Here is a 22,692-nt window from a genome sequence, read left to right as displayed (position 1 = left end):
GGTTCTGCTTGCCCGACGACGGAGCTTTTATGAAATCGATTTCCCCGCTTGCCCTGTTCACCCTCTGCGCTGTACTCGCGGCCCCTGTGCTGGCCGCCGAAGAACAGCCGGGCCTGACCGGATGCGCCGCCAAGCAGCAGGCCATCAGCGTCCAGATCGAACAGGCCCGCAGCCACGGCAACGCCGAGCAGCAAGCCGGGCTGGAAAAGGCCCTGAGCGAAGTGAAGGCCAACTGCACCGACGCCGGCCTGCGCAAAGAGCGCGAAAAGAAAGTTCTCGACGCCCGCCACGAAGTCTCCCAGCGCACGAAAGACCTGGACAAGGCCATGAAGAAAGGCGACTCGGAGAAAATCAACAAGCGCAAGGACAAACTGGCCGAAGCCAATAAGGAACTGCAGAACGCGCTGCAGGAACTGGAGAAGTAAGGCGGGTTTTCAGACATCGCGACGGTTCGGCACCCGCCGAACCGTCGCGATCACTGTTTCTCAGTGATTCCTGAACTCGGTATGACACGCCTTGCACGCCGCCTCGACCTTGTCCATCGGCGCCTGCAACTGCGCGGCCTGCAACGGCTGAACCCGGGTGACGGTCACAAGCTCGGCCGTCGTCGCCTCGAGTTGCCGCGCCAGTTCCTCGAACCGCGCCTGCTTCTCCCAGACATCCGCCCGGGCGCTGGTATCATCCGTTTCCTTGACCTGCGGAAAATGCTTCCACGGCTCACGGGACAGCCCGTCGAGCTTGACCGCGCCATCGGCGAATTTCTGCCCGTCGAAGGTCACGCGCCCGCGCAACATGCCGCCCATGTCCTCGCTGGTCTTGAGCATCTGCTTGAAGATGGCCTTGCGCTGGCCCAGTGGCGAATTCGGATCGACCCCGCCACAGGCGGTCAGGGTCAGGCAGGCCAGGAGTACAACGGAACAACGCTTGAGCATCATGGTCATCAACGGCTCACGGTAAAAAAGGCGGCCAGTATCCTCGCCTCACCGGCAAAGACCAATACCCCCAAGAAAACTACGGGTTGTGCAGAGGCCCTCGCGCCCCGCACGACCCGCAAAGGAAATACCCGCATGAATATTCCCCTGCGCCGCCTCGGCTGGACCCTCTCCCTGTTCGCCCTGCTCGCCGGCTGCAACGGCGGCGCCCCGGAAAAATCCAAACCGCACCCGGTCGCCACCTACACCCACGCCACCTGGCAAGACCTGCCGAGCGTCGCCGAAGCCGATCTGGTGGCCGGCTTCGAAGCCTGGCGCAGCGCCTGCCAGCGCCTCAAGAACGACACGGCCTGGGGCCCGACCTGCGCCGCAGCGGCCAACGTCCCGGCGGATGCCCGGCAGATCCGCGACTTCCTCGGTAATCAGTTGGAGGTCTACAGCCTGCGCTCGGCGGAAAACAACGCCAGCGGCCTGATCACCGGCTACTACGAGCCGGTCTATCCCGGCAGCGAAACCCGCACCGAGCGCGCCAACGTGCCGGTATACGGCATCCCCGACGACCTGATCGTGGTGGCGCTGGATAGCGTCTATCCCGAACTCAAGGGCAAGCGTCTGCGGGGCCGCCTCGAAGGCCGCACCCTCAAGCCCTACGACACTGCCGAAGTGATCCAGCGCCAGGGCGTGAAAGCGCCGGTCGTGGCCTGGCTGACTGACCCGATGGACCTGCAATTCCTGCAGATCCAGGGCTCGGGCCGCGTCCAGCTCGATAACGGCCGGCAACTTCGCCTGGGCTACGCCGACCAGAACGGCCATCCTTATCGTCCGGTGGGCCGCTGGCTGGTTGAGCAGGGTCAATTGAACAAAGAAGACGTGACCATGGGCGCCATCCACGCCTGGGCCCAGGCCAACCCGACGCGGGTGCCGGAATTGCTGGCGAGCAACCCCAGCTACGTGTTCTTCAGCACCCGTCCGGACAGCAATGAAGGCCCGCGCGGTTCGCTTAACGTACCGCTGACCGCAGGCTATAGCGTGGCGATTGACCGCAAGGTGATCCCGCTGGGCAGCCTGCTCTGGCTGTCCACCACCCGTCCCGACGGCAGCCCGGTGATACGTCCGGTGGCGGCGCAGGACACGGGCGGCGCAATCGCCGGTGAAGTGCGCGCGGACCTGTTCTGGGGAACGGGCGACGCGGCCGGCAAGCTGGCGGGGGACATGAAGCAGCAGGGGCAGATCTGGTTGCTGTGGCCGAAGGGGATGGCCTTGCCGGCGGTGCCGCAGACCGAGGCCAAGTAAGCAGGCTCACAGGTTCTGTGGGATCGAGCTTGCTCGCGAACGGGCGCGCAGCGGCCGCAGAAATGGGAGCGCTATGCACTCCTTCGCGACGGTTCTGCGCCCCGACAAGCTCGCGCCAAAAAGAGCACCGCCAATCAGGCTGAAACCACAAAGAAACTGATGATCAACCCAACCCCGGCAAACCACACCACCGACCGCAGCGCCGCCCAGTCCGCCAGGTAGCAGATGATGTAAAGCAGGCGACTGGTGATAAACAGCACCGCCAGCACATCCTGGGTGACCTGCTCGGCATTGCCGACAACGTCGGCGATCAGCACCGCCGCGATGAACGCCGGCAAAATCTCGAAGCTGTTCATCTGCGCCGCGTGCGCCCGGCGCGGCCAGCCTTCGAGGTTGTCGAGGAAGGCCCGGGGATCATGGTTGTGGCGCAGGTTGAAGCGCCCGCTGCCGAACTTGGCGACGCTCGTACACAGGTACGGCAGGCACAGGGCGATCAATACACACCAGAAGGCGACAGTCATGGTTCAGTCCTTGTCAAAATCGAAGTTCGCGCCGGCTCAGAGCTTCATCACCAGCATGCCGATCAGCACCAGCGCACACGCTAAGAGCCTGGGCCCGCCGAAAGGTTCTTTGAGGTAGCGCATGCCCAGCAGCACCACCAGGATCACACTGACCTCGCGCAGCGCCGCCGCCTCGGCCACCGAACCCAGGTACATGGCCCAGAGCACCAGAGCGTAGCTGAGCAATACGCAGACACCCACCGCCAGGCCGAGCTTCCACTGGGTGCGCCAGAACAGCACAAACGGCGCGCGCCGCGACACGCTCGCCAGCAGCGGAAATGGCAGGGAACAGGCCAGCGTCAGCCACACCAGATAATCCAGCGGTTGCGACCAGCGCCGGATCGCCTGGCCGTCGAGCCAGGTGTAGCAGCCGATGCACAGGCCAATCAACGCCACCACCGGCAGCATCGACCACGGCAGGCGATCGCCGCCGCCCCCGCGCCAGAGCAGGCAGGCCATGCCACACGGGATCAGCAGGATGCCGATGATCTGCTGGCTGCTGAGGTCTTCGCCGGCGAACACCAGCGTCAGGGCCAGCACCACCAACGGCGACAAGCCGCGCATCAGCGGATAGACCAGGCCAAGGTCACCCACCCGATACGCCTTGATCAGCAGGACCCGGTAAACCAACTCGAACCCCGCCGACGCCAGCAACCACGGCCAGATGTCCGCCGGTGGCAACTGGACGAAACCGACCATCACCAGCGCGAACAGCAGGGCCACGGTATCCATACTGGCGATCACCAGAAGGCGCTCGCCGCTGAATTTGATCAGGGTATTCCAGGTTGCATGCAGCAGTGCCGCGACCAGCACCAATGAAGTCGCTACCACGTCTCGATTCCTTCGCCATCTGCGGACAGGGTCCGTAACCGGACGGCGAAGTTTCAACCAGCGGCAACAAAACAGCCAGCGCGCTGTCAATGGCGACATTGAAAAAAACTGTGTCCCGAAACGGTCAAAAGGCCATCAAAGTCTTTGCCCGCCTCGTTCGGGCACCGACTTGGAAGCCAATACAGGACCTAGGATGCTTGAGTTAGTTGCCGCGTTTATCTGCCTTACCACCCTCCTCACTTACGTGAATTACCGCTTTATCGGCCTGCCGCCCGCCATTGGCGTCATGGTTACCGCCCTGCTGTTCTCCCTGATGCTCCAGGCCCTGAGCCTGGTCGGTTATCCGGGCCTGGAAGAACGCGTCGAAGGCCTGATGAACCAGATCGACTTCAACGACCTGTTGATGCACTGGATGCTGTCGTTCCTGCTGTTCGCCGGCGCCTTGCACGTCAACCTGGCCGACCTGCGAAGCTACCGCTGGCCGATCGGCCTGCTGGCAACCCTCGGCGTACTGATCGCCACAACCGTGATCGGCTTTCTCGCGCACTGGGTGTTCGCCTTGTTCGGCTGGAACGTCAGCCTGATCTACTGCCTGCTGTTCGGCGCCCTGATCTCGCCTACCGACCCGATTGCCGTGCTCGGCGCGCTGCGTACCGCCAATGCCTCGAAACCGCTGAAAACCACCATCGTTGGTGAATCGCTGTTCAACGACGGCACCGCGGTGGTGGTGTTCACCGTGTTGCTGGGCATCGTCCAGCTCGGCGAAACCCCGAGCGTCTCGGAAACCGCGATGCTGTTCGTTCGCGAAGCCATTGGCGGCGTGGTCTTCGGCGGCATCATCGGCTACTTCACCTACCGCATGATCAAGAGCATCGAGCAGTACCAGGTCGAGGTGATGCTGACCCTGGCGCTGGTCATCGGCGGCTCGGCGATGTGCTACGAGCTGCACGTTTCGGCACCGATCGCCATGGTGGTGGCCGGTCTGATCATCGGCAACATGGGCCGCAACCTGGCCATGAACGACATGACCCGGCGCTACATGGACGGTTTCTGGGAACTGATCGACGACATGCTCAACGCCCTGCTGTTCGCCCTGATCGGCCTGGAACTGTTGCTGCTGCCCTTCAACTGGATGCACCTGGCGGCCGGCAGCGTGCTGGCGGTGGCGGTGCTGCTGTCGCGCCTGCTGACCGTGGCCCCGGCCATTGTCCTGCTGCGGCGCTGGCGCAGCGTGCCGAAAGGCACCGTGCGGGTACTGACCTGGGGTGGTTTGCGTGGCGGGGTGTCGGTGGCCCTGGCACTGTCGCTGCCAATGGGCGATGAGCGTGACCTGCTGCTGTCGATCACCTACATCGTGGTGCTGTCGTCGATCCTGGTGCAGGGGTTGACGGTCGGGCGGGTGGTGCGGGGCGTCAGCGAACACCCGGCGACCTGACGTCCAGGCCATCGCGAGCAAGCTCGCTCCTACAGTTGATTGCGCATTCTGTAGAAGCGAGCTCGTCGGGGCGCCGAACCGTCGCGATGCCCAAGAGTCAATCACTCAACGGCGCTGTCCGGGAACTGGTCCTCGATGTACTTGATCTCGGTCCGTCCATGCGCTGCCGGCAAGCCGTCATCGCCCAGGTTGACGAACACCATGCGCTCGACGGTAAGCACCGCCTTGCGGGTGATCTTGTTGCGGACTTCGCACTTGAGGGTGATCGAGGTACGGCCGAACTCGGTGGCGGTGATGCCCAGTTCGATGATGTCACCCTGACGCGAGGCGCTGACGAAGTTGATTTCGGAGATGTACTTGGTCACCACGCGCTGGTTGCCCAGCTGGACGATCGCGTAGATCGCCGCCTCTTCGTCGATCCAGCGCAGCAAGCTGCCACCGAACAGGGTGCCATTGGGGTTGAGGTCTTCGGGTTTTACCCATTTGCGGGTGTGAAAATTCATGCGTGCTCCTACCGGCCTGGCATGTGAAGCAGGGCCACCGAGGCCCTGCCACTACATGGTAGCCCCATTCTTTGGACGCAAACCATCGCCGGCATACGACCATCCGCCAGTCGTCGGTCGCACGCGACGCTTTGGCCCTTGGGCGCGCGCGAAAGCCCGGCTATAATCCCCGCGTTTTTCGGCGATGGTCCCCCGCGACCGTCGCTCCCGCCACCCGACCGAGGGGCGCTGCAGCAGGTTGACCCTGTCAGGCTCGGTCGGGGCGTTGTCCGCACGCTGCATCGCGGACCCTTAACGCACAACGGCGCCCATTCGCACACTACGAATGGAGGCTCTTCATGAGCGCTGTAAACACGCCTGCAGGTTTTAACGATTTCAAAGTCGCCGACATCTCCCTGGCCGCCTGGGGCCGTCGCGAAACCATCATCGCCGAGTCGGAAATGCCTGCGCTGATGGGCCTGCGCCGCAAGTACCAGGAAGAACAGCCGCTCAAGGGCGCGAAAATCCTCGGCTGCATCCACATGACCATCCAGACCGCCGTGCTGATCGAAACCCTGGTTGCCCTGGGTGCCGAAGTGCGCTGGTCGTCCTGCAACATCTTCTCGACCCAGGACCAGGCCGCTGCCGCCATCGCCGCCGCCGGTATCCCGGTGTTCGCCTGGAAAGGTGAAACCGAGCAGGAATACGAGTGGTGCATCGAGCAGACCATCCTCAAGGACGGTCAGCCGTGGGACGCCAACATGATCCTCGACGACGGCGGCGACCTGACCGAAATCCTGCACAAGAAATACCCGGCGATGCTGGACAAGATCCACGGCGTCACCGAAGAAACCACCACCGGCGTACACCGCCTGCTGGACATGCTGGCCAAGGGCGAGCTGAAAATCCCGGCAATCAACGTCAACGACTCGGTCACCAAGAGCAAGAACGACAACAAGTACGGCTGCCGTCACAGCCTGAACGATGCCATCAAGCGCGGCACCGACCACCTGCTGTCGGGCAAGCAAGCCCTGGTGATCGGCTACGGTGACGTGGGCAAGGGCTCGGCCCAGTCGCTGCGTCAGGAAGGCATGATCGTCAAGGTCACCGAAGTCGACCCGATCTGCGCCATGCAAGCCTGCATGGACGGTTTCGAACTGGTTTCGCCGTTCATCGACGGCATCAACGACGGCACCGAAGCCAGCATCGACGCGGCCCTGCTGGGCAAGATCGACCTGATCGTCACCACCACCGGTAACGTCAACGTCTGCGACGCCAACATGCTCAAGGCCCTGAAGAAGCGCGCCGTGGTCTGCAACATCGGTCACTTCGACAACGAAATCGACACCGCTTTCATGCGCAAGAACTGGGCATGGGAAGAGGTCAAGCCGCAGGTCCACAAGATCCACCGTACCGGCAATGGCGACTTCGATCCGCAGAACGATGACTACCTGATCCTGCTGGCCGAAGGCCGTCTGGTGAACCTGGGCAACGCCACTGGTCACCCAAGCCGGATCATGGACGGCTCGTTCGCCAACCAGGTCCTGGCACAGATCTTCCTGTTCGACCAGAAGTTCGCCGACCTGAACGCTGCTCAGAAAGCCGAGCGCCTGACGGTTGAAGTCCTGCCGAAGAAACTCGACGAAGAAGTGGCCCTGGAAATGGTTCGCGGCTTCGGCGGCGTGATCACCCAACTGACCCCGAAACAGGCCGAGTACATCGGCGTGTCCGTTGAAGGTCCATTCAAGCCACACGCCTACCGCTACTAACAGCAGCTACAAGCTACGAGCTGCACGTTTCAGGCAACGACGGCCTTGCGCCGCTCTTGCCTGACACTGCAGCTCGCAGCTTGAGGCTTGCGGCTGAAGGAAATTCAAATGACTCAAGAACGCCGTTACAGCTTCGAGTTCTTCCCGACCAAGACCGACGCTGGACATGAAAAACTGCTCGCCACCGCTCGCACGCTGGCCAGCTACAACCCGGATTTCTTTTCCTGCACCTACGGGGCCGGCGGCTCGACTCGCGACCGCACCCTGAATACCGTGCTGCAGCTGGAAAACGAAGTGAAGGTCCCGGCCGCACCGCACCTGTCCTGTGTCGGTGACAGCAAGGAAGAGCTGCGCAACCTGCTCGTCCAGTACAAGGACGCCGGCATCAAGCGCATCGTCGCCCTGCGCGGCGACCTGCCTTCGGGCATGGGCATGGCCAGCGGTGAACTGCGCTACGCCAACGACCTGGTCGAGTTCATCCGCCAGGAAAGCGGTGATCATTTCCACATCGAAGTGGCCGCCTACCCGGAGATGCATCCGCAGGCACGCAGCTTCGAAGACGATCTGATCAACTTCGTGCGCAAAGCCAACGCCGGCGCCGACAGCGCCATCACCCAGTATTTCTTCAACGCCGACAGCTACTTCTACTTCGTCGAGCGCGTGGAAAAACTGGGCGTGAAGATCCCGGTCGTACCAGGGATCATGCCGATCACCAACTACAGCAAGCTGGCCCGGTTCTCCGACGCCTGCGGCGCCGAGCTGCCACGCTGGATCCGCAAGCAACTGGAAGCCTACGGCGACGACGCCAAGAGCATCCAGTCGTTCGGTGAAGAAGTCATCAGCCGCATGTGCGAACAACTGCTGCAAGGCGGCGCACCGGGGCTGCACTTCTACACGCTGAACCAGGCCGAACCGAGCCTGGCGATCTGGAACAATCTCAAGCTGCCGCGTTGATCGATCCGGCGATGGTGTCCGTAAATTCCGGCGCCATCGCCACTCCAGGCTTTCTGCACTCGCTTTCGCGCGATGCATCCCGTATACAGCCACCATGCCCTATCTCGCCCGCCTGCTGACCGTCCTGCTACTGAGCTGCATGAGCCTGCTGGCCCATGCCGAGCGGCTGCGTATCGTCACGGATCCGTGGGCGCCCTATGCCTACGAGGAAAACGGCCAGCCCAAGGGCATCGACTACGAAGTCACCGCCGAAGTGTTCAAGCGCCTGGGTGTCGAGGTGGACTGGCAATTCATGCCGTGGCGGCGCTGCATGCTGATGGTCGACCAGGGTCTGGCCGACGGCGTGCTGGATATTTTTCAGAACGCGCAACGCAGTAGCCAGCTGTTCTACCCCAACGAACCGCTGTCGGAAGTCGAATTCGTGCTGTTCCAGGCCAACGACCGGCCGCATGCGGTCAACAGCCTCGACGACCTGCGCGACCTCACCGTCGGCACCTCCGCCGGCTATGACTACGGCAAGGCGTTTCTGGAGTCGCCGCTGTTTCGCCGCGAAGCCGCACCGACCCAGGAAGCCAACTTCGGCAAGCTGCAACGCGGACGCATCGATCTGGTGATCACCGACCGCCGCGTCGGGCGCCATGTGCTTGCCCAACTGGGCCTGGAACAGCACATCAGCGAGTTGCCGCTGGTCATCGACCGCCAGCGCCAGTACCTCGCGGTACGCCGCAACGCCGGCATGGACCTGCTGGCCCAGCGCTTCGCCGCGGAGCTTCGGCGCTTCAAGCAGGAGCCGGCCTACGCCGAGCTGCATGCGCGCTACGGCCATGTCACGGCGGGCATTACAAAAACCGTTGAGCAGCAGGAACGCAGCACTCCCTGATTGCTCTGTTATACTCCGGCCTTCCCGCCAGGCTTACGCCCGGACGCTCGGCCTTACAAAAGGCATCCCGACCGGTAAAACAGCGAGGCCCAAAGCCCGCTCACCGCTCCCGGATGCGCATTGAAGACCCTGCAGGACCGGACGCGACAGCATCCCTCGATGCCCCTCGCGCCAGGCAAGATCATCCCATAGGGCCCAGCCCCCAATAGAACAGGATTTCTCATGTCCTTTGCTTCCCTCGGTCTCTCCGAGGCTCTAGTCCGCGCTATTGAGGCTGCGGGCTACACCCAGCCTACTCCGGTGCAACAGCGGGCCATTCCCGCCGCGTTGCAAGGTCGCGACCTGATGGTTGCGGCGCAGACAGGTACTGGTAAAACCGGCGGTTTCGCCTTGCCGATCCTCGAGCGTCTGTTTCCCGGTGGTCACCCGGACAAGTCCCAGCGTCATGGCCCGCGCCAGCCGCGCGTACTGGTCCTGACCCCGACCCGCGAACTGGCCGCCCAGGTCCACGACAGCTTCAAGACCTACGCCCGTGACCTGAAATTCGTCAGCGCCTGCATCTTCGGCGGCGTTGGCATGAACCCGCAGGTCCAGGCCATGTCCCGCGGTGTTGACGTGCTGGTGGCCTGCCCGGGTCGCCTGCTCGACCTCGCCGGCCAAGGCAGCGTCGACCTCAGCCACGTTGAAACGCTGGTGCTGGACGAAGCCGACCGCATGCTCGACATGGGCTTCATCCACGATGTGAAGAAAGTCCTTGCCCGCCTGCCGGCCAAGCGCCAGAACCTGTTGTTCTCGGCGACCTTCTCCAAAGACATCACCGACCTCGCCGACAAGCTGCTGCACAACCCCGAGCGCATCGAGGTCACACCGCCGAACACCACCGTCGAGCGTATCGAACAACGCGTCTACCGCCTGCCGTCCAGCCACAAGCGCGCCCTGCTCGCTCACCTGATCACCGCTGGCGCCTGGGAACAGGTCCTGGTGTTCACCCGTACCAAGCACGGCGCCAACCGCCTGGCCGAGTACCTGGAAAAGCACGGCCTGACCGCCGCCGCGATCCACGGCAACAAGAGCCAGAACGCCCGCACCAAAGCCCTGGCCGACTTCAAGGCCGGCACCGTGCGGATCCTGGTCGCAACCGACATCGCTGCCCGCGGCCTGGACATCGACCAGTTGCCTCACGTGGTCAACTTCGAGCTGCCCAACGTCGAGGAAGACTACGTTCACCGTATCGGCCGTACCGGCCGTGCCGGACGCTCCGGCGAAGCGATCTCGCTGGTCGCGCCTGATGAAGAGAAGCTGCTCAAGAGCATCGAACGCGTCACGCGTCAGCGCATCCCGGATGGCGACCTGCTGGGCTTCGATTTCTCCGCCGTCGAGGCCGAGAAGCCGGAAACCCGCGAGCCACGCCCGCAGAACAACCAGCGCCGTGGTCAGCGCGCCGACGGCAGCAATGCCGGGGGCCGCAAGGACAAGGGCAAGGATAAAGGCAAGGAAAAGGACAAACCGGCTGGTGACAAGCCTGCCGAGAAAGCCGCTGGCGGTCGTCAAGAGCGCAAGCCACGCGATCAGAAGCCACGCCAGCCCCAGACTGCCAAGGCTGCTGCACCGTCGACAGCCAACTCGGGAAACCGTGATCCGGAAGTCTTCCTGGATGACGACGTCGACAACTTCGGTAACCGCGCCGACTACGTCAGCCCTTACCAAGGCAAAGGCGGCCAGGGCCGCAACCGTCGTCCGGGCGCACCCGCCAGCGCCGGCACCGCAGGTAGCGGCCAGCCACGCGCCAATGCACCCCGCAGCAATGGCGCCGCTCCACGCGGCGACAAAGCGGCTGGCGGCGAGAAACGTGGTGGTGGTCCGCGCACCGGTGGTGGTGCCCGTGATGGCCAGCCACGTCGCGAAGGCAGCAACAACCGCAACCGTCGCCCGGCCCGCGAAGATCGCCAGGAACCGGCCGTACGCAGCCCGCGTGAAGAGCAGCCGCAACAGCAGCCGAAGATCATGCACAAGGAATCGAAGGTCGACCGTTTCCCGTCGATCGAACAGCTCGAGCAACTGCCGAGCCGTCCTCGTGGTGAGAAACCGGCGCTGCTGACCCGCAATCGCTGAGTCAACGCCGTAAATGAAAACGCCGCCCCAAGGGGCGGCGTTTTTGTTGGCGCAGCGGAAATTACTTCTGCTTCACGCCTTCAACGGAGATGTCCAGGTCCAGGGTCTGGGAAGACGGGCCTGGGCCTTTGATGCCGAAGTCGTTCAGGTTCAGGGTGGTGGTAGCGTTGAAACCTGCACGCTCGCCGCCCCATGGATCCTTGCCTTCGCCGTTGAACACTGCCTTGAACACGACTGGCTTGGTCACGCCGTGCAGGGTCAGGTCGCCGGTCACGTCAGCGGTTTTCTCGCCGGTCGATTTGACTGCGGTAGAGACGAACTTGGCTTCCGGGAATTTGCTGACGTCCAGGAAGTCCTTGCTGGCGATGTGCTTGTCACGTTCAGCGTGGTTGGACCAGACGCTGGCGGTCTTCAGGTCGACAGCGATCTTGCTCGCTTCAGGCTTGGCGGCATCCCAGGAGAAGGAACCGTCGAACTCCTTGAAGGTGCCGAGGATGAAGCTGTAGCCCAGGTGGCTGATCTTCCAGTTGACGAATGCGTGCTGGCCTTCCTTGTCGATCTTGTAATCGGCGGCCATGGCCTGACCAGCCGAGAGCAGAGCGGTACCGAGCGCCAGAGCGGCAAAAGTCTTCTTCAACATACTTTCTATTCCTTTGGAGTGGAGGTTGAACATCAAGCCTTGCGGCCCAGCATGCGCACCAGGGTCGCGTCACGGTCGATAAAGTGGTGTTTTAGAGCAGCCAGCCCGTGCAGGCCGGCGAAAATCACCAGACCCCAGGCCAGATAGAAGTGGATCGCACCGGCGATATCGGCCTGATCAGGCAGGCCGGAAACGAGCGCCGGAACTTCGAACAAGCCGAATACCGGGATCCCCGCGCCTTCAGCGGTGGAGATCAGGTAACCGGCGATCAACACGCCGAACAGGCCAACGTAGAGCAGCATGTGGCCAGCTTTGGCGGCGAAACGGGTGAACGCGTCGTGGGTGGCCGGGGCAGGAGGCGGCGGGCTGACAAAGCGCCACAGCACCCGCAGCAGCATCAGCGCCAGCACAGTCAGGCCGATGCTTTTGTGCAGTTCAGGCGCGGTATGGCGCCAGGAGCTGTAGTAATCCAGCCCGACCATCCAAAGGCCCAGCCCGAACAGACCGAACACCGCCAGGGCAACACCCCAGTGCAGGACAATGCTGATCAGACCGTAACGAGAAGATGAATTGCGAAGCTGCATTTGCCTGGTTCCCCGTAAGAATTGCTACCAAGACTAACCGGATATCTATCGAATGAAAGCGGAAAATTTCGCTTTGAACTATCGGAAAAATCGATACTTAGTCTGCAACAGGGGCGTTAAGGAAACATTAACGCCAGGGGAAGGACTGTAGCTGATGTGAGCCGTGGGAGCGGACGCTCCCACGGATAAAGGCTTGTCAGCCCGCCTTGGCCTGGGTATTGGAGGCCGGCTTCTTCGCCGGCTCCTTTTTGGCTTCGGTCTTTTTCGCAGGAGTTGGCGCGGGTTTCTTCACTGGCGCTGCCTTGGCCTCGGCCTTCTTCGCCGGCGCATGGGCGGCCGGAGCGGCCTTGGCTGGCGCGGCTTTCACCGGTGCGGCCTTGGCCGGCTCTTCCTTGGCAACGGCTGCCGGCGCGGCAGGCGCAGGCGCTGCTGCCGGAGCCGGTGCGGCTGCCGGTTCGACCGCCTTGGCGGTTTCAGGGGCCGCAGCAGGCTTGTCATCACCGCCACCGAACAGGCGCGAGAAGAAGCCGCCGCCGCCATCTTTCTCTTTCTTCGCGGCGACCGCTGCGGCAGCCGTTCCCGCCGCGGCAGTGGCGGCAACCGATTTGACCGGATCGAACGACTTGCCCGCCGCCAGATCACGCACCTGGGTGGCGGCACGCTGGCCGCTACGTAATGCGCCTTCCAGGGTGCCCGGATACAGCGAATCGGTGTGTTCGCCGGCAAAGGCGACGCGTTGCACCGGACGCTCCCACAGGCGCCAGTATTTGCTGATCTGCCCCGGGCCATAGGCCAGGTACGAACCGCCAGTACCGACGTCGGTGCTGTAGCGGCGCACTTCATAACCGGTGAAGGCGCCACGCGCCTGTGGATAGAACGCATGCAGGCGGATCAGCACCTGATCGACCATCTGCTTGTCGCCGAACGCCTGCAGCAGGCGGGCGTTGTCACCGGAAAGGTTGATCACCACATTGGCGCCACCTTTCAGCGCGGGCTCGATCCACAGCATGCCGAGGCCGGTGTTGCTGAAAATCTCGCCGGACATACGCGCGCGGCTTTCCCAGACCGGGGTCTTGAACTTCAGCAGCAACTGGTCACGCCAGCCGTAGTTGGTTCCTTTGAGCGCGGCCAGGTGCAGGCTGTCCAGGCCCGGGGTCATCTGGATCTTCGACAGGGCACGCAGCGGCACGGCCAGCACCAGGTAATCGGCCTGGTAGCCGACACCGCCGACCTTGACGGTCACGCCGTCCTTGTCCTGGCTGATGGCGGTGACCGGCGAGCTGGTCTTGATGGTTTTCAACTGTTTGACGAAGGCCTGGGCCAGCACCGGGCTGCCGCCTGGGAGGCGGGCGGCGCGCAGGTCGCGGTCGCTGACGCCGCGATAGACGCGGTTCTGCTGAGCGAAGTAGAGCAGCGACAGGCGCGACGGCTCGTCATAACGGGTACGAATCTGCTGGTTGACCAGTTGCCGCGCGGTGGCCGGCAGTTGCAGCTTGTCCAGCCAGGTGGAGACGTTGATCTGGTCGAGGGCGAACAGGGTGCTGTTGGCCGCCGGGTTTTCCGGGTCGCTGATGGACGCAGCGAGGTCGTCGACGGTCTTCTCGTAGCGCTTGAGCGCCTCGGCGGTGGCCGGTTGCTTGGTGGTCAGGTCGGCGGCACTGAAATACTCGCCGTCGATCAGATAGCTGGGGGTCCGGACGAATTCCGGGGCGGGCAAGGTGGTGAGCTTGAAGCTGTCCAGGTACTCATTGAGCACCGGCTGGACCTTGCTGTTGGCGATCCATTCACTGGTGGCCAGGCCCGAACGCCCACCAATGCTGGACTTGGCTTCCAGCAAGGTGACCTGCCAGCCCTTGTTCTGCAGCTCGTACGCCGCGGTCAGGCCCGCCAGTCCGCCGCCGACCACGATGGCCGTAGGGGTCTTCGCCGCCGCCATCGCCCCCGCGCTGAACAGCCCAATAAACACCAGCGCGCAGCCGCGCAGCCAACCAGCAGACATGTGTCGAACTCCGGATTAAAGGCAGAAAAAGGTGGGGAAGAACGCCCCGGGCAGATGCCGTGCAGGATACGTCACCCCGACCATGCCCGCCAGCAAGGGTCCGGCCGATTGGTCGCCACGGGTTGTGGTGGCCGGGCGCTTTGCATAGGCTTGCGCGGATGTCCGCAACCCGTGCCGCCAGGAGAATGCCAATGGGCCTTAATCAACAGTGGATGCAGCGTGACCTCAAGGTCCTCTGGCACCCCTGCACCCAGATGAAAGACCACGAGCAACTGCCGCTGATCCCCATCAAGCGCGGCGAAGGGGTGTGGCTCGAAGACTTCGAAGGCAAGCGCTACCTGGACGCGGTCAGCTCCTGGTGGGTCAACGTGTTCGGCCACGCCAACCCGCGCATCAACCAGCGCATCAAGGATCAGGTCGACCAACTGGAGCACGTGATCCTCGCAGGCTTCAGCCACCAGCCGGTGATCGAGCTGTCCGAGCGCCTGATCAAGCTCACCCCGGAAGGGCTGACCCGGTGCTTCTACGCCGATAACGGTTCGTCCTGCATCGAAGTGGCGCTGAAAATGAGCTTCCACTACTGGCTGAACAAGGGTCGCCCGGAGAAGAAACGCTTCGTCACCCTGAGCAACAGCTACCACGGCGAAACCATCGCCGCGATGTCGGTGGGCGACGTGCCGCTGTTCACCGAAACCTACAAGGCACTGCTGCTGGATACCCTCAAGGTGCCCAGCCCGGACTGCTACCTTCGTCCCGAGGGCGTGAGCTGGGAAGACCACTCGCGCACGATGTTCGCCGCCATGGAGCAGACCCTGGCCGAGCACCACGACAGCATCGCCGCAGTGATCGTCGAACCGCTGATCCAGGGCGCCGGCGGCATGCGCATGTACCACCCGGTGTACCTCAAGCTGCTGCGCGAGGCCTGCGATCGCTATGAAGTGCACCTGATCCACGACGAAATCGCCGTCGGCTTCGGCCGCACCGGCACCATGTTCGCCTGCGAGCAGGCCGGCATCCGCCCGGACTTCCTCTGCCTGTCCAAGGCCCTGACCGGCGGTTACCTGCCGCTGGCCGCGTGCCTGACCACCGACGATGTCTACGGTGCGTTCTACGACGACTACTCGACCCTGCGCGCCTTCCTGCATTCCCACAGCTACACCGGCAACCCGCTGGCCTGCGCCGCGGCGTTGGCGACCCTGGACATCTTCGAACAGGACAACGTGATCGAAGCCAACAAGGCCCTTTCCCAGCGCATGGCCAGTGCCACCGCCCATCTGGTGGACCACCCGCATGTGGCCGAAGTACGCCAGACCGGCATGGCCCTGGCGATCGAGATGGTCCAGGACAAGGCCAGCAAGACCGCCTATCCGTGGCAGGAGCGCCGCGGCCTGAAAGTCTTCGAACACGCCCTGACCCGCGGCGCGCTGCTGCGTCCGCTGGGTAGCGTGGTGTATTTCCTGCCGCCGTATGTGATCACCCCGGAGCAGATCGACTTCCTGGCGCAAGTGGCCAGTGAAGGGATCGACCTGGCGACGCGGGACAGTGTGAGCGTGGCGGTGCCGGCCAATTTCCATCCTGATTTCCGCGATCCGGGTTGATCCTGATCGTTTTTCGCCCGTGAGGGCCTCATCGCGAGCAAGCTCGCTCCTACAGTTTGCCGATCGTTTGTAGGAGCGAGCTTGCTCGCGAAGGCCCTGACACCTCAATTCTGTAACCGAGCCCGACCATGAGACTCTCCCGCTTTTTCATCGACGCCCCGCTCAGCCTCGGCGAACACGATCTACCTGAAACCCAGGCCCACTACATCGGCCGCGTGCTGCGCATGGCCGTCGGCGATGCCGTGCAACTGTTCGACGGCAGCGGCCAGGAATACCTCGGCCAACTGCTCGAAGTCGGCAAGAAAACCGTGCGCGTCAGCCTCACCGAAGCCCTCCCCGGCCAGGCCGAATCCTCGCTGCACATCCACCTCGGCCAGGGCCTGTCCCGTGGCGAGCGGATGGACTGGGCGATCCAGAAAGCCACCGAACTGGGCGTCAATGTGATCACGCCGATCGTCAGCGAACGCTGCGAAGTGCGCCTGAAAGACGAACGCGCCGACAAGCGCCTGGCCCACTGGCGCCAGGTGGCGATCAGCGCCTGTGAACAGTGCGGGCGCTCCAGCGTGCCGCGGATCAACCCGCCGCTCACCCTGACCGAATGGCTGGCCAGTAGCGACGAGCAACTCAAGCTGGTCCTGCACCCGGTGGCCGAGCCGCTGGTCAGCCATGCCCGGCCGGACAGCCTGGCGTTTCTGATCGGCCCGGAAGGCGGTTTGTCCGAGGCGGAAGTCGATCAGGCCAAGGCCGCCGGCTTCCACGCCGCACGCCTCGGCCCACGGGTGCTGCGCACCGAAACCGCGCCGGTGGTGGCGCTGGCGGTGGCGCAGCAACTCTGGGGTGATTTCTAAACGGGCGGCAGCAGCCGTTCCAGACCGACCAGATCCGGCACCCGGGCGACTTGCTCGCCCACCTGCACCGCCGCCAGCTCCAGTTCGCTGAGCGGCACGTCGACGTAGTTGAGCTGGCTGTCGAGCTTGCACGAGCGCGGAATGCCCTGCACCAGCAAGGCGAAGAAGCTGCGCTGGGCGCCGCCGAGGGCATTGAGCACGACGATCCGCGCGCGCTCGCCGACCTGGGTCTGGCCACCGCAGGCGGCCTCGAAACTCAGCAGCGGCAGACGCTGGCTGCGCCAATCGATCCAGCCCAGCAGCCAGGCCGGCTCATCGGGCGCCGGGGTGCAGGCCTGGTAGCCGATCAGTTCGGCCACCGCCACGTTGGGCAGCACCAGGCAACGGTCGCTCAACGGCAACAACAGCCCGGTCAGGCTGCTGCGACGGCCGTTTCGGGCTCCTTGCTCAAGCATGGGAATGGCTCCAGCGGGCGATGCTCTGCAATAGCACCGATTCCTGGTACGGCTTGCCCAGGTAGTCATTGACGCCGATCGCCATGGCCCGGTCGCGGTGCTTCTGGCCGGTCCGCGAGGTGATCATGATGATCGGCAGGTTCTTCAGTTTCGGGTCATGGCGGACCTGGGTCGCCACTTCGAAGCCGTCCATCCGCGGCATTTCGATATCCAGCAGCAGCACGTCGGGCCGGTGCTCCTGCAGCACGGCCATGGCGTCGACACCGTCCTTGGCGGTCAGCACGTTCATGCCGTGCCGCTCAAGCAGGCGTCCGGTGACCTTGCGCACCGTCACCGAATCGTCCACCACCAGCACTAACAGCGGCCGCGCCGGACCACCGAGCAGCGCCACATTGGCGTGGCGCGTGGTGGTGTCGGCCTGCCGCGACAAGCGCAGGTGCAAGGCGCGCAACTGTTCCAGCAGATCGAGGATCAACACCACCCGACCGTCGCCCAGCAGCGTCGCTCCGGCCAGGCCCTGCACCGCGGCGAACTGCGGGCCGAGGCTCTTGACCACGATCTCGCGACTGGCCGACAGGCTATCCACCTGCACCGCGAACTGCTGGTCATGGGCCTGCACCAGCAGCACCGGCAACGGCAGGCTCTGGCCCAGCAGGCGCGGCTGTCGCTCGCCTTGCAACAACTCGCCGAGGTAGCGCAGCTCGTAGCGATGCCCGGCGTACTCGTAGCGCGGCGGGTCGAGCTGGTAGCACGCCTCCAGTTCCGCCGGCGGCACCCGCACCACGCCATCGATGGCATTGAGCGGCAGCGCGTACTGTTCCTCGCCGCAATGCACCATCAGCGCGCGGTTGACCGAGACGGTGAACGGCAGGCGAATCAGGAAACGCGCGCCCTTGCCGGGCACCGAGCTGATAACCATCGAGCCGCCGAGCTGCTTGACCTCTTCATGGACCACGTCCATGCCCAGCCCGCGCCCGGAAATCTGGGTGATTTTCTCAGCGGTGGAAAAACCAGGCTGCAGGATGAACTGCATCACTTCGTGATCGCTGAGTTCGCTGTCCGGCGCCAGCAGGCCACGCTTGATGGCCTTGGTGCGCACCGCTTCCAGCGGCACCCCGGCGCCGTCGTCAAACATTTCGATAACGATGTCGGCGCCTTCGTGCAGCAGGTTCAGGGCGATCATCCCCAACTCCGGCTTTCCCGCCGCCAGCCGCGCTTCGCGGCTTTCCAGGCCGTGGTCGACGGCGTTGCGCAGCATGTGTTCCAACGGCGCGACCATGCGTTCCAGCACGCTGCGGTCCATTTCGCCCTCGGCGTTGCCCACCACCAGTTCGACCTGCTTGCCCAGCTCGCTGGCAACCTGGCGCACCACCCGTTGCAAACGCGGCACCAGCCGCTCGAACGGCACCATACGCGTGCGCATCAGACCTTCCTGCAACTCGCTGTTGACCCGCGCCTGCTGCTGCAACAGGCCCTGCGCCGTCTGGTTGCGCACGGTCAGGGTTTCTTTCAGATCGAGCAGGTCGGAGGCCGACTCCGACAGCGCCCGGGACAACTGCTGCAGCTGCGAATGGCGGTCCATTTCCAGCGGGTCGAAGTCGTCGTAGCCCAGCGCATCGCCTTCGGCCTGCAGACGGCTGAGGATGCCGCCCTGGGTTTCGGTGTCGAGCCGGCGCAACTGATCGCGCATGCGCTCCAGGGTGGTTTCCATTTCATTCAGGGCCACCTGCGCATCGTTGACCTGCTGTTCCAGGCGGCCACGGGCGATGGAGGTTTCGGCCGCGAGGTTGCCGAGGTCGTCGAGCAGCTCGGCGTTGACCTTGACCACATCCAGCGCCGCGCGCTCTGGCGCCGGGGCCGGTGCTTCGGCCGGCGTCGCATCGTTGCCCGGCGCGGCAGCGGCGCTGTCGCTCAGGGCCGCGCTGCTGAAGTTGCGGATGTAGTCGATCAGCGCGGTGGCCGCGTGCAGCGGCTGTTGCAGGCGCACCGCGTCGAGCATGTGCGCCAGCCGGTCGTGGCAGTTCTGCAACAGGCTGAACAGCGCCGGACTGGGCTGGAGCTGGCCGGCGGCGAGGTGTTCGTAAAGGAATTCGAGTTCGTGGGCGAGGTCGCCGATGGGCGCGATTTCCACCATCCGCGCGCCGCCCTTGAGGGTGTGCAGGTCGCGCAGGAGGTTTTCCACTTCGACGCTGTTGCGCGGCTCAGACTGCCAGCGGGTCAGCGCCGCGGCGGCGCTTTCAACGATATCCACGCCTTCTTCGAGGAAGACTTCCAGCAGTTCCTTGTCGCCTTCCTGCGCCACCTGCGCGCCGGGTTTGGCAGCGCCGGTCTGGGGCACCGCGTTGTGGCGGAACTCGCGCAGCCCGGCGAGGGTTTCCACCACCGACTCCAGCGGCTGGCCCTGGCTGATTTGCGCCAGCATCCGCGCCAACAGCGCGTGGCTGCCGCGCAATAAACCGCTCAACGACGGTGAAGGGCTGTAGCGTCGGTCGACCAGCCCTTCGTAAAGCAATTCCAGTTCATGGGCGAGCACATCCAGCGCGCCGATGCCGGCCATCTGCGCGCCGCCCTTGAGGGTTTGCAGGTCGCGTTGCAACGAGGAGAGCGCCGAGGCGTTTTCCGGGTCTTGCAGCCAGCGCGCCAGCGCCTGGTCGGCGCTGTCGAGGACGTCGATGGCTTCTTCGAGGAAAAGCTCCACCAGCTCGCTGTCATCCGCCTGACTGGTCAGTTCGCGGGTGACGCTGCCCAGTTCGGCGATGCTCGCCGGTCCATCGCCGTGGCTGCGCACCAGGCCCATGGCGCCGGGATCGAGCCCTTCTTCCAACAGCGCGCGCAGCGCATGCAGTCGCTCCGGGCAAGGCTCCACCTCCTGGCCTGCGGCGATCTGGTCGAGCATGTCGATCAGCGCTTCATGAGCGTGCTGCGCCTCCTCGAAGAAGCGCGCATCGGCCGCCAGGCTGCTCTCTTCCACCGCACCGTAAAGATCCAGCAGCGCTTCGCAAAGCTCATCGACCTGCCACAAGTTGGCCAGATGAGCGCTCTGGCCGAGGGTGGTCAGTTCATCGAGCAGCGAGCTGAGTTCGTGGCGCTCGCCGGGGTGCTCTTGCCAGCGCTGCAACAACGACTCGGCATCCAGCAGGATATCCATGCCCTGATTAAGGAAGCTGGCGATCAGTTGCGGATCGCGCTTGATCCGCAACTGATCGCTCGGCGAATCAAGCAGCGCCTGCAGCCGTGCGCTGACCACCTGATCGACCTGTTCGATCAGGATGTCGGCGCCCTTGATCGGCGCCAGCGGCGTGCTGCCCAGTTGCTCCAGACCGCGGCGCATCAGCGGCTCGGCCATTTGCAGCAGGTAGATTTCATCGAGGTCGAAGCCCAGTTGATGGGCCTTGAACTCCCGCGCCAGCAAGTCCAGCGCGGTGGCCAGTTCGGCGATCGGGGTCACCCCGGCCATCGCTGCGCTGCCCTTCAGTGTGTGCAAAGCGCGCTGCAGATCGTCGCTGACCGGCGCCGGCAGGTGCAATTCGGCGCCTTCAAGAAACGCGTCGAGGCTGGCCAGGTGGGCCTGGGCCTCGTTGCGGAAAATCTCCAGCAGTTGCGGGTCGAGGGCGTCCGACTTCTCGCCGCCCGTCACCGGGTCATTCATCGCCAACGCATGAAGATGGCCGGCCAGGTGCTCGACCCGCGCGTGAGCGTGTTCCTCGCCGCTGCCGAACTCGGCCACCAGCGGCGGCATCAAGGTGAGCACCTGTTCGATCGCCTTGAGCACCTCGTCACTGCTGCTGACGCGGCCTTCGAGCATGCGGTTGAGCAGGTGCTCGGTGCCCCAGGCCAGCTCCGCCAGGACCTGCGCGCGCACCATGCGCCCGCTGCCCTTGAGCGTGTGGAAGCCGCGGCGCAGTTCCACCAGCGCTTCGCGGGGATGGCCCTCGCCGCGCCATTGCTGCCAATGCTCGTCCAGTTGTTGCAGCACTTCCTCGGCTTCTTCGAGGAAGACTTCGCGCAGTTCGTCATCCACCGGCAACGGTGCGGCAACCACCACGAGGGGTTCCGCCACCGGCGCCGTCGGCGCCGCGAAGCCCAGCGCAGCCAGGGCGTTGCCGGCGCGCTCCAGCAGCGGATCGACCTCGGCTTGCAGGTCGATGCTCATGGCTTGCAGGTAGCATTCGAGGCTGGCGATCACATCGGCCAGATGGTCCAGTTCCACACTGCCGGGCAACGATTCGGCCTGCAGCACGTGGGCCTGGAGGTAGTCGGTGCAGCGCTGCACCAGCGCAGCGGGTCGCGGCAGCATCAGCATCGCCAGGGCGCCACGAATCTGCACCAGCAGGTCGGGAAGCGGCTGCAGGCGCTGGCGCTCCCAACCGGCTTCAAGGCAATCGGCAATCAGATCGCGGGCCTGCAACAGCACGCCGTGTGCTTCATCCAGCACCAGTTGGCGGATTTCCGTGAGGTCGGTGCCGGGCGGCGGCGTCTGATTCAAGGATTCGAGGGAGCCGACCATGCCGCCCAACGTCGCTTCGGCGTACTGCAGCGCGCCGGCCACGTCCATCAGCAGCGCGTCTTCCAGCGCCCGTTGGCCCTGAACCACACCTTGCAAAACGGCAACCTGATCGAGAATCACCCGGCGCGGCTGGCCGAAGCCCAGCACCGCCAAGGTGTCGGCCATCTGCCGCAGCGGCGCGAGCAGGGCGTCGAGTTCCGAAAGCTGCTCGCGGTCGCCGCGAACGAACTGGTCAAGGCGCTCCTTGATGCGGATCAGGTCTTCGCGCACCGCCGCCACCACCGAACGCAGCGCATCGCGGTCGGGCATCGTCGGCAACTGGCCTTGCAGGGCATCGAGCGACAGTTCCAGGCTGTCGCCGGCCGCCGGCGCGGGGATCACGCCCAGGGCGCCCTCGCCAACGGCCTCGGCACCCCGGGCCGCGCGCAACTGATTGAGCAGCGGTAGCGCCAGCAACGGCAAATCGCGGCGGGCGCCGCGCAGGCGGTCCAGGTACAACGGCAACTGGCTCAGCGCACGAAACAGCATGCCCTGCGCTTCACCACGGGCGGGCACGCGGCCCTCGCCCAAGGCTCTGGCGAGCAGTTCCATTTCTTCGGCGAGCAGCGCCGCGCCCTTGAGCTCGAGCATCACCAGGCAGCCGTGCACCTGGTGCAGGCTGTCGATGAAGCCGCTCAGTTCCTGCGCCTCACCCGAATTGCCGGCGAAGTGGTCCAGCGCCTGCCGCGCCTGCCCGAGGCTCTCGTCAATCGCCCCCTTGGTCCACGCCAGGGCGACGAAATCTTGCCGGTCAGCCATACCCACTCCCGTTGC

The 22,692-nt window shown here is 64.4% G+C and carries 18 protein-coding genes and 1 riboswitch; of the genes, 9 read left to right on the top strand and 9 right to left on the bottom strand.

The genetic code is table 11. From position 1 onward, the window contains the following. Positions 1–29: 29 nt before the first annotated feature. Positions 30–425 (top strand): DUF1090 domain-containing protein, encoded by a 396-nt coding sequence (locus tag CKW37_RS11895; protein ID WP_095155879.1) that lies wholly within the window; start codon positions 30–32, stop codon positions 423–425. 60 nt (positions 426–485) lie between these two features. Here the strand turns inward: CKW37_RS11895 and CKW37_RS11890 are convergent, their stop codons facing one another. After that, on the bottom strand, positions 486–935 hold the full coding sequence (locus CKW37_RS11890; protein ID WP_095156111.1) for a cytochrome c: 450 nt from the start codon (positions 933–935) through the stop codon (positions 486–488). A gap of 132 nt (positions 936–1,067) precedes the next feature. Here CKW37_RS11890 and CKW37_RS11885 point away from each other — a divergent pair, with 132 nt between their 5' ends. Continuing rightward, the gene (locus CKW37_RS11885) at positions 1,068–2,225 is read left to right on the top strand and encodes a murein transglycosylase A (RefSeq protein WP_095155878.1); all 1,158 of its coding nucleotides are present in this window, start codon (positions 1,068–1,070) and stop codon (positions 2,223–2,225) included. A 134-nt stretch (positions 2,226–2,359) separates the two neighbouring features. Here CKW37_RS11885 and CKW37_RS11880 read toward each other — a convergent pair whose 3' ends face one another. Then, positions 2,360–2,746, bottom strand: a complete 387-nt coding sequence (locus tag CKW37_RS11880; RefSeq protein WP_095155877.1) for an MAPEG family protein — start codon at positions 2,744–2,746, stop codon at positions 2,360–2,362. A 36-nt stretch (positions 2,747–2,782) separates the two neighbouring features. Continuing rightward, complete coding sequence (locus CKW37_RS11875) at positions 2,783–3,616, bottom strand: DMT family transporter (protein ID WP_095155876.1); 834 nt, start codon at positions 3,614–3,616, stop codon at positions 2,783–2,785. A gap of 193 nt (positions 3,617–3,809) precedes the next feature. On the opposite strand from CKW37_RS11875, the gene CKW37_RS11870 reads away from it, so the two are divergent. Continuing rightward, positions 3,810–5,051: a sodium:proton antiporter gene (locus CKW37_RS11870; RefSeq protein ID WP_095155875.1), complete on the top strand. Its 1,242-nt coding sequence runs from the start codon at positions 3,810–3,812 to the stop codon at positions 5,049–5,051. Positions 5,052–5,152: 101 nt separating this feature from the next. On the opposite strand, the gene CKW37_RS11865 is transcribed toward CKW37_RS11870, so the two are convergent. Continuing rightward, positions 5,153–5,554: an acyl-CoA thioesterase gene (locus tag CKW37_RS11865; RefSeq protein ID WP_095155874.1), complete on the bottom strand. Its 402-nt coding sequence runs from the start codon at positions 5,552–5,554 to the stop codon at positions 5,153–5,155. Positions 5,555–5,768: 214 nt separating this feature from the next. After that, a riboswitch (S-adenosyl-L-homocysteine riboswitch) is annotated at positions 5,769–5,871 on the top strand. A gap of 21 nt (positions 5,872–5,892) precedes the next feature. Between CKW37_RS11865 and ahcY the strand changes: the two genes are divergently transcribed. From ahcY to CKW37_RS11845, 4 genes are all read left to right on the top strand, one after another. Then, positions 5,893–7,302 carry an adenosylhomocysteinase gene (gene ahcY / locus CKW37_RS11860; RefSeq protein ID WP_095155873.1) on the top strand — a complete coding sequence of 470 codons (1,410 nt, stop codon included), beginning with the start codon at positions 5,893–5,895 and terminating at the stop codon, positions 7,300–7,302. A 108-nt stretch (positions 7,303–7,410) separates the two neighbouring features. Next, entirely contained in the window at positions 7,411–8,256 is an 846-nt protein-coding gene (gene metF, locus CKW37_RS11855) for a methylenetetrahydrofolate reductase [NAD(P)H] (RefSeq protein ID WP_095155872.1), read from the top strand. A gap of 94 nt (positions 8,257–8,350) precedes the next feature. After that, positions 8,351–9,136: an ABC transporter substrate-binding protein gene (locus CKW37_RS11850; RefSeq protein WP_095155871.1), complete on the top strand. Its 786-nt coding sequence runs from the start codon at positions 8,351–8,353 to the stop codon at positions 9,134–9,136. Between the two features lie 222 nt (positions 9,137–9,358). After that, positions 9,359–11,248 carry a DEAD/DEAH box helicase gene (locus CKW37_RS11845; protein WP_095155870.1) on the top strand — a complete coding sequence of 630 codons (1,890 nt, stop codon included), beginning with the start codon at positions 9,359–9,361 and terminating at the stop codon, positions 11,246–11,248. Positions 11,249–11,309: 61 nt separating this feature from the next. On the opposite strand, the gene CKW37_RS11840 is transcribed toward CKW37_RS11845, so the two are convergent. The 3 genes from CKW37_RS11840 to CKW37_RS11830 all read right to left on the bottom strand — a co-directional run bounded on the left by CKW37_RS11840 (position 11,310) and on the right by CKW37_RS11830 (position 14,471). After that, the gene (locus tag CKW37_RS11840; protein ID WP_095155869.1) at positions 11,310–11,888 is read right to left on the bottom strand and encodes a YceI family protein; all 579 of its coding nucleotides are present in this window, start codon (positions 11,886–11,888) and stop codon (positions 11,310–11,312) included. A gap of 32 nt (positions 11,889–11,920) precedes the next feature. Next, positions 11,921–12,472, bottom strand: coding sequence for a cytochrome b (locus CKW37_RS11835; protein WP_095155868.1), 552 nt, complete (start codon positions 12,470–12,472; stop codon positions 11,921–11,923). A gap of 196 nt (positions 12,473–12,668) precedes the next feature. After that, entirely contained in the window at positions 12,669–14,471 is a 1,803-nt protein-coding gene (locus CKW37_RS11830; protein WP_095155867.1) for a flavin monoamine oxidase family protein, read from the bottom strand. Positions 14,472–14,662: 191 nt separating this feature from the next. Here CKW37_RS11830 and CKW37_RS11825 point away from each other — a divergent pair, with 191 nt between their 5' ends. Beyond that, positions 14,663–16,069, top strand: a complete 1,407-nt coding sequence (locus tag CKW37_RS11825) for an adenosylmethionine--8-amino-7-oxononanoate transaminase (RefSeq protein WP_095155866.1) — start codon at positions 14,663–14,665, stop codon at positions 16,067–16,069. Between the two features lie 128 nt (positions 16,070–16,197). Then, the gene (locus tag CKW37_RS11820) at positions 16,198–16,917 is read left to right on the top strand and encodes a 16S rRNA (uracil(1498)-N(3))-methyltransferase (RefSeq protein WP_095155865.1); all 720 of its coding nucleotides are present in this window, start codon (positions 16,198–16,200) and stop codon (positions 16,915–16,917) included. On the opposite strand, the gene CKW37_RS11815 is transcribed toward CKW37_RS11820, so the two are convergent. Both CKW37_RS11815 and CKW37_RS11810 read right to left on the bottom strand, forming a co-directional pair. Next, entirely contained in the window at positions 16,914–17,372 is a 459-nt protein-coding gene (locus CKW37_RS11815; RefSeq protein ID WP_095155864.1) for a chemotaxis protein CheW, read from the bottom strand. The two genes, CKW37_RS11820 and CKW37_RS11815, sit on opposite strands and share 4 nt — an antisense overlap. Continuing rightward, positions 17,365–22,677, bottom strand: a complete 5,313-nt coding sequence (locus tag CKW37_RS11810) for an Hpt domain-containing protein (protein WP_095155863.1) — start codon at positions 22,675–22,677, stop codon at positions 17,365–17,367. Before CKW37_RS11810 ends, CKW37_RS11815 begins: the two co-directional genes overlap by 8 nt. Positions 22,678–22,692: the final 15 nt, after the last annotated feature.

This window comes from Pseudomonas sp. Irchel 3E13 (assembly GCF_900187455.1).
GTDB lineage: Bacteria > Pseudomonadota > Gammaproteobacteria > Pseudomonadales > Pseudomonadaceae > Aquipseudomonas.
This window is presented reverse-complemented; position numbering and strand designations above follow the sequence as displayed.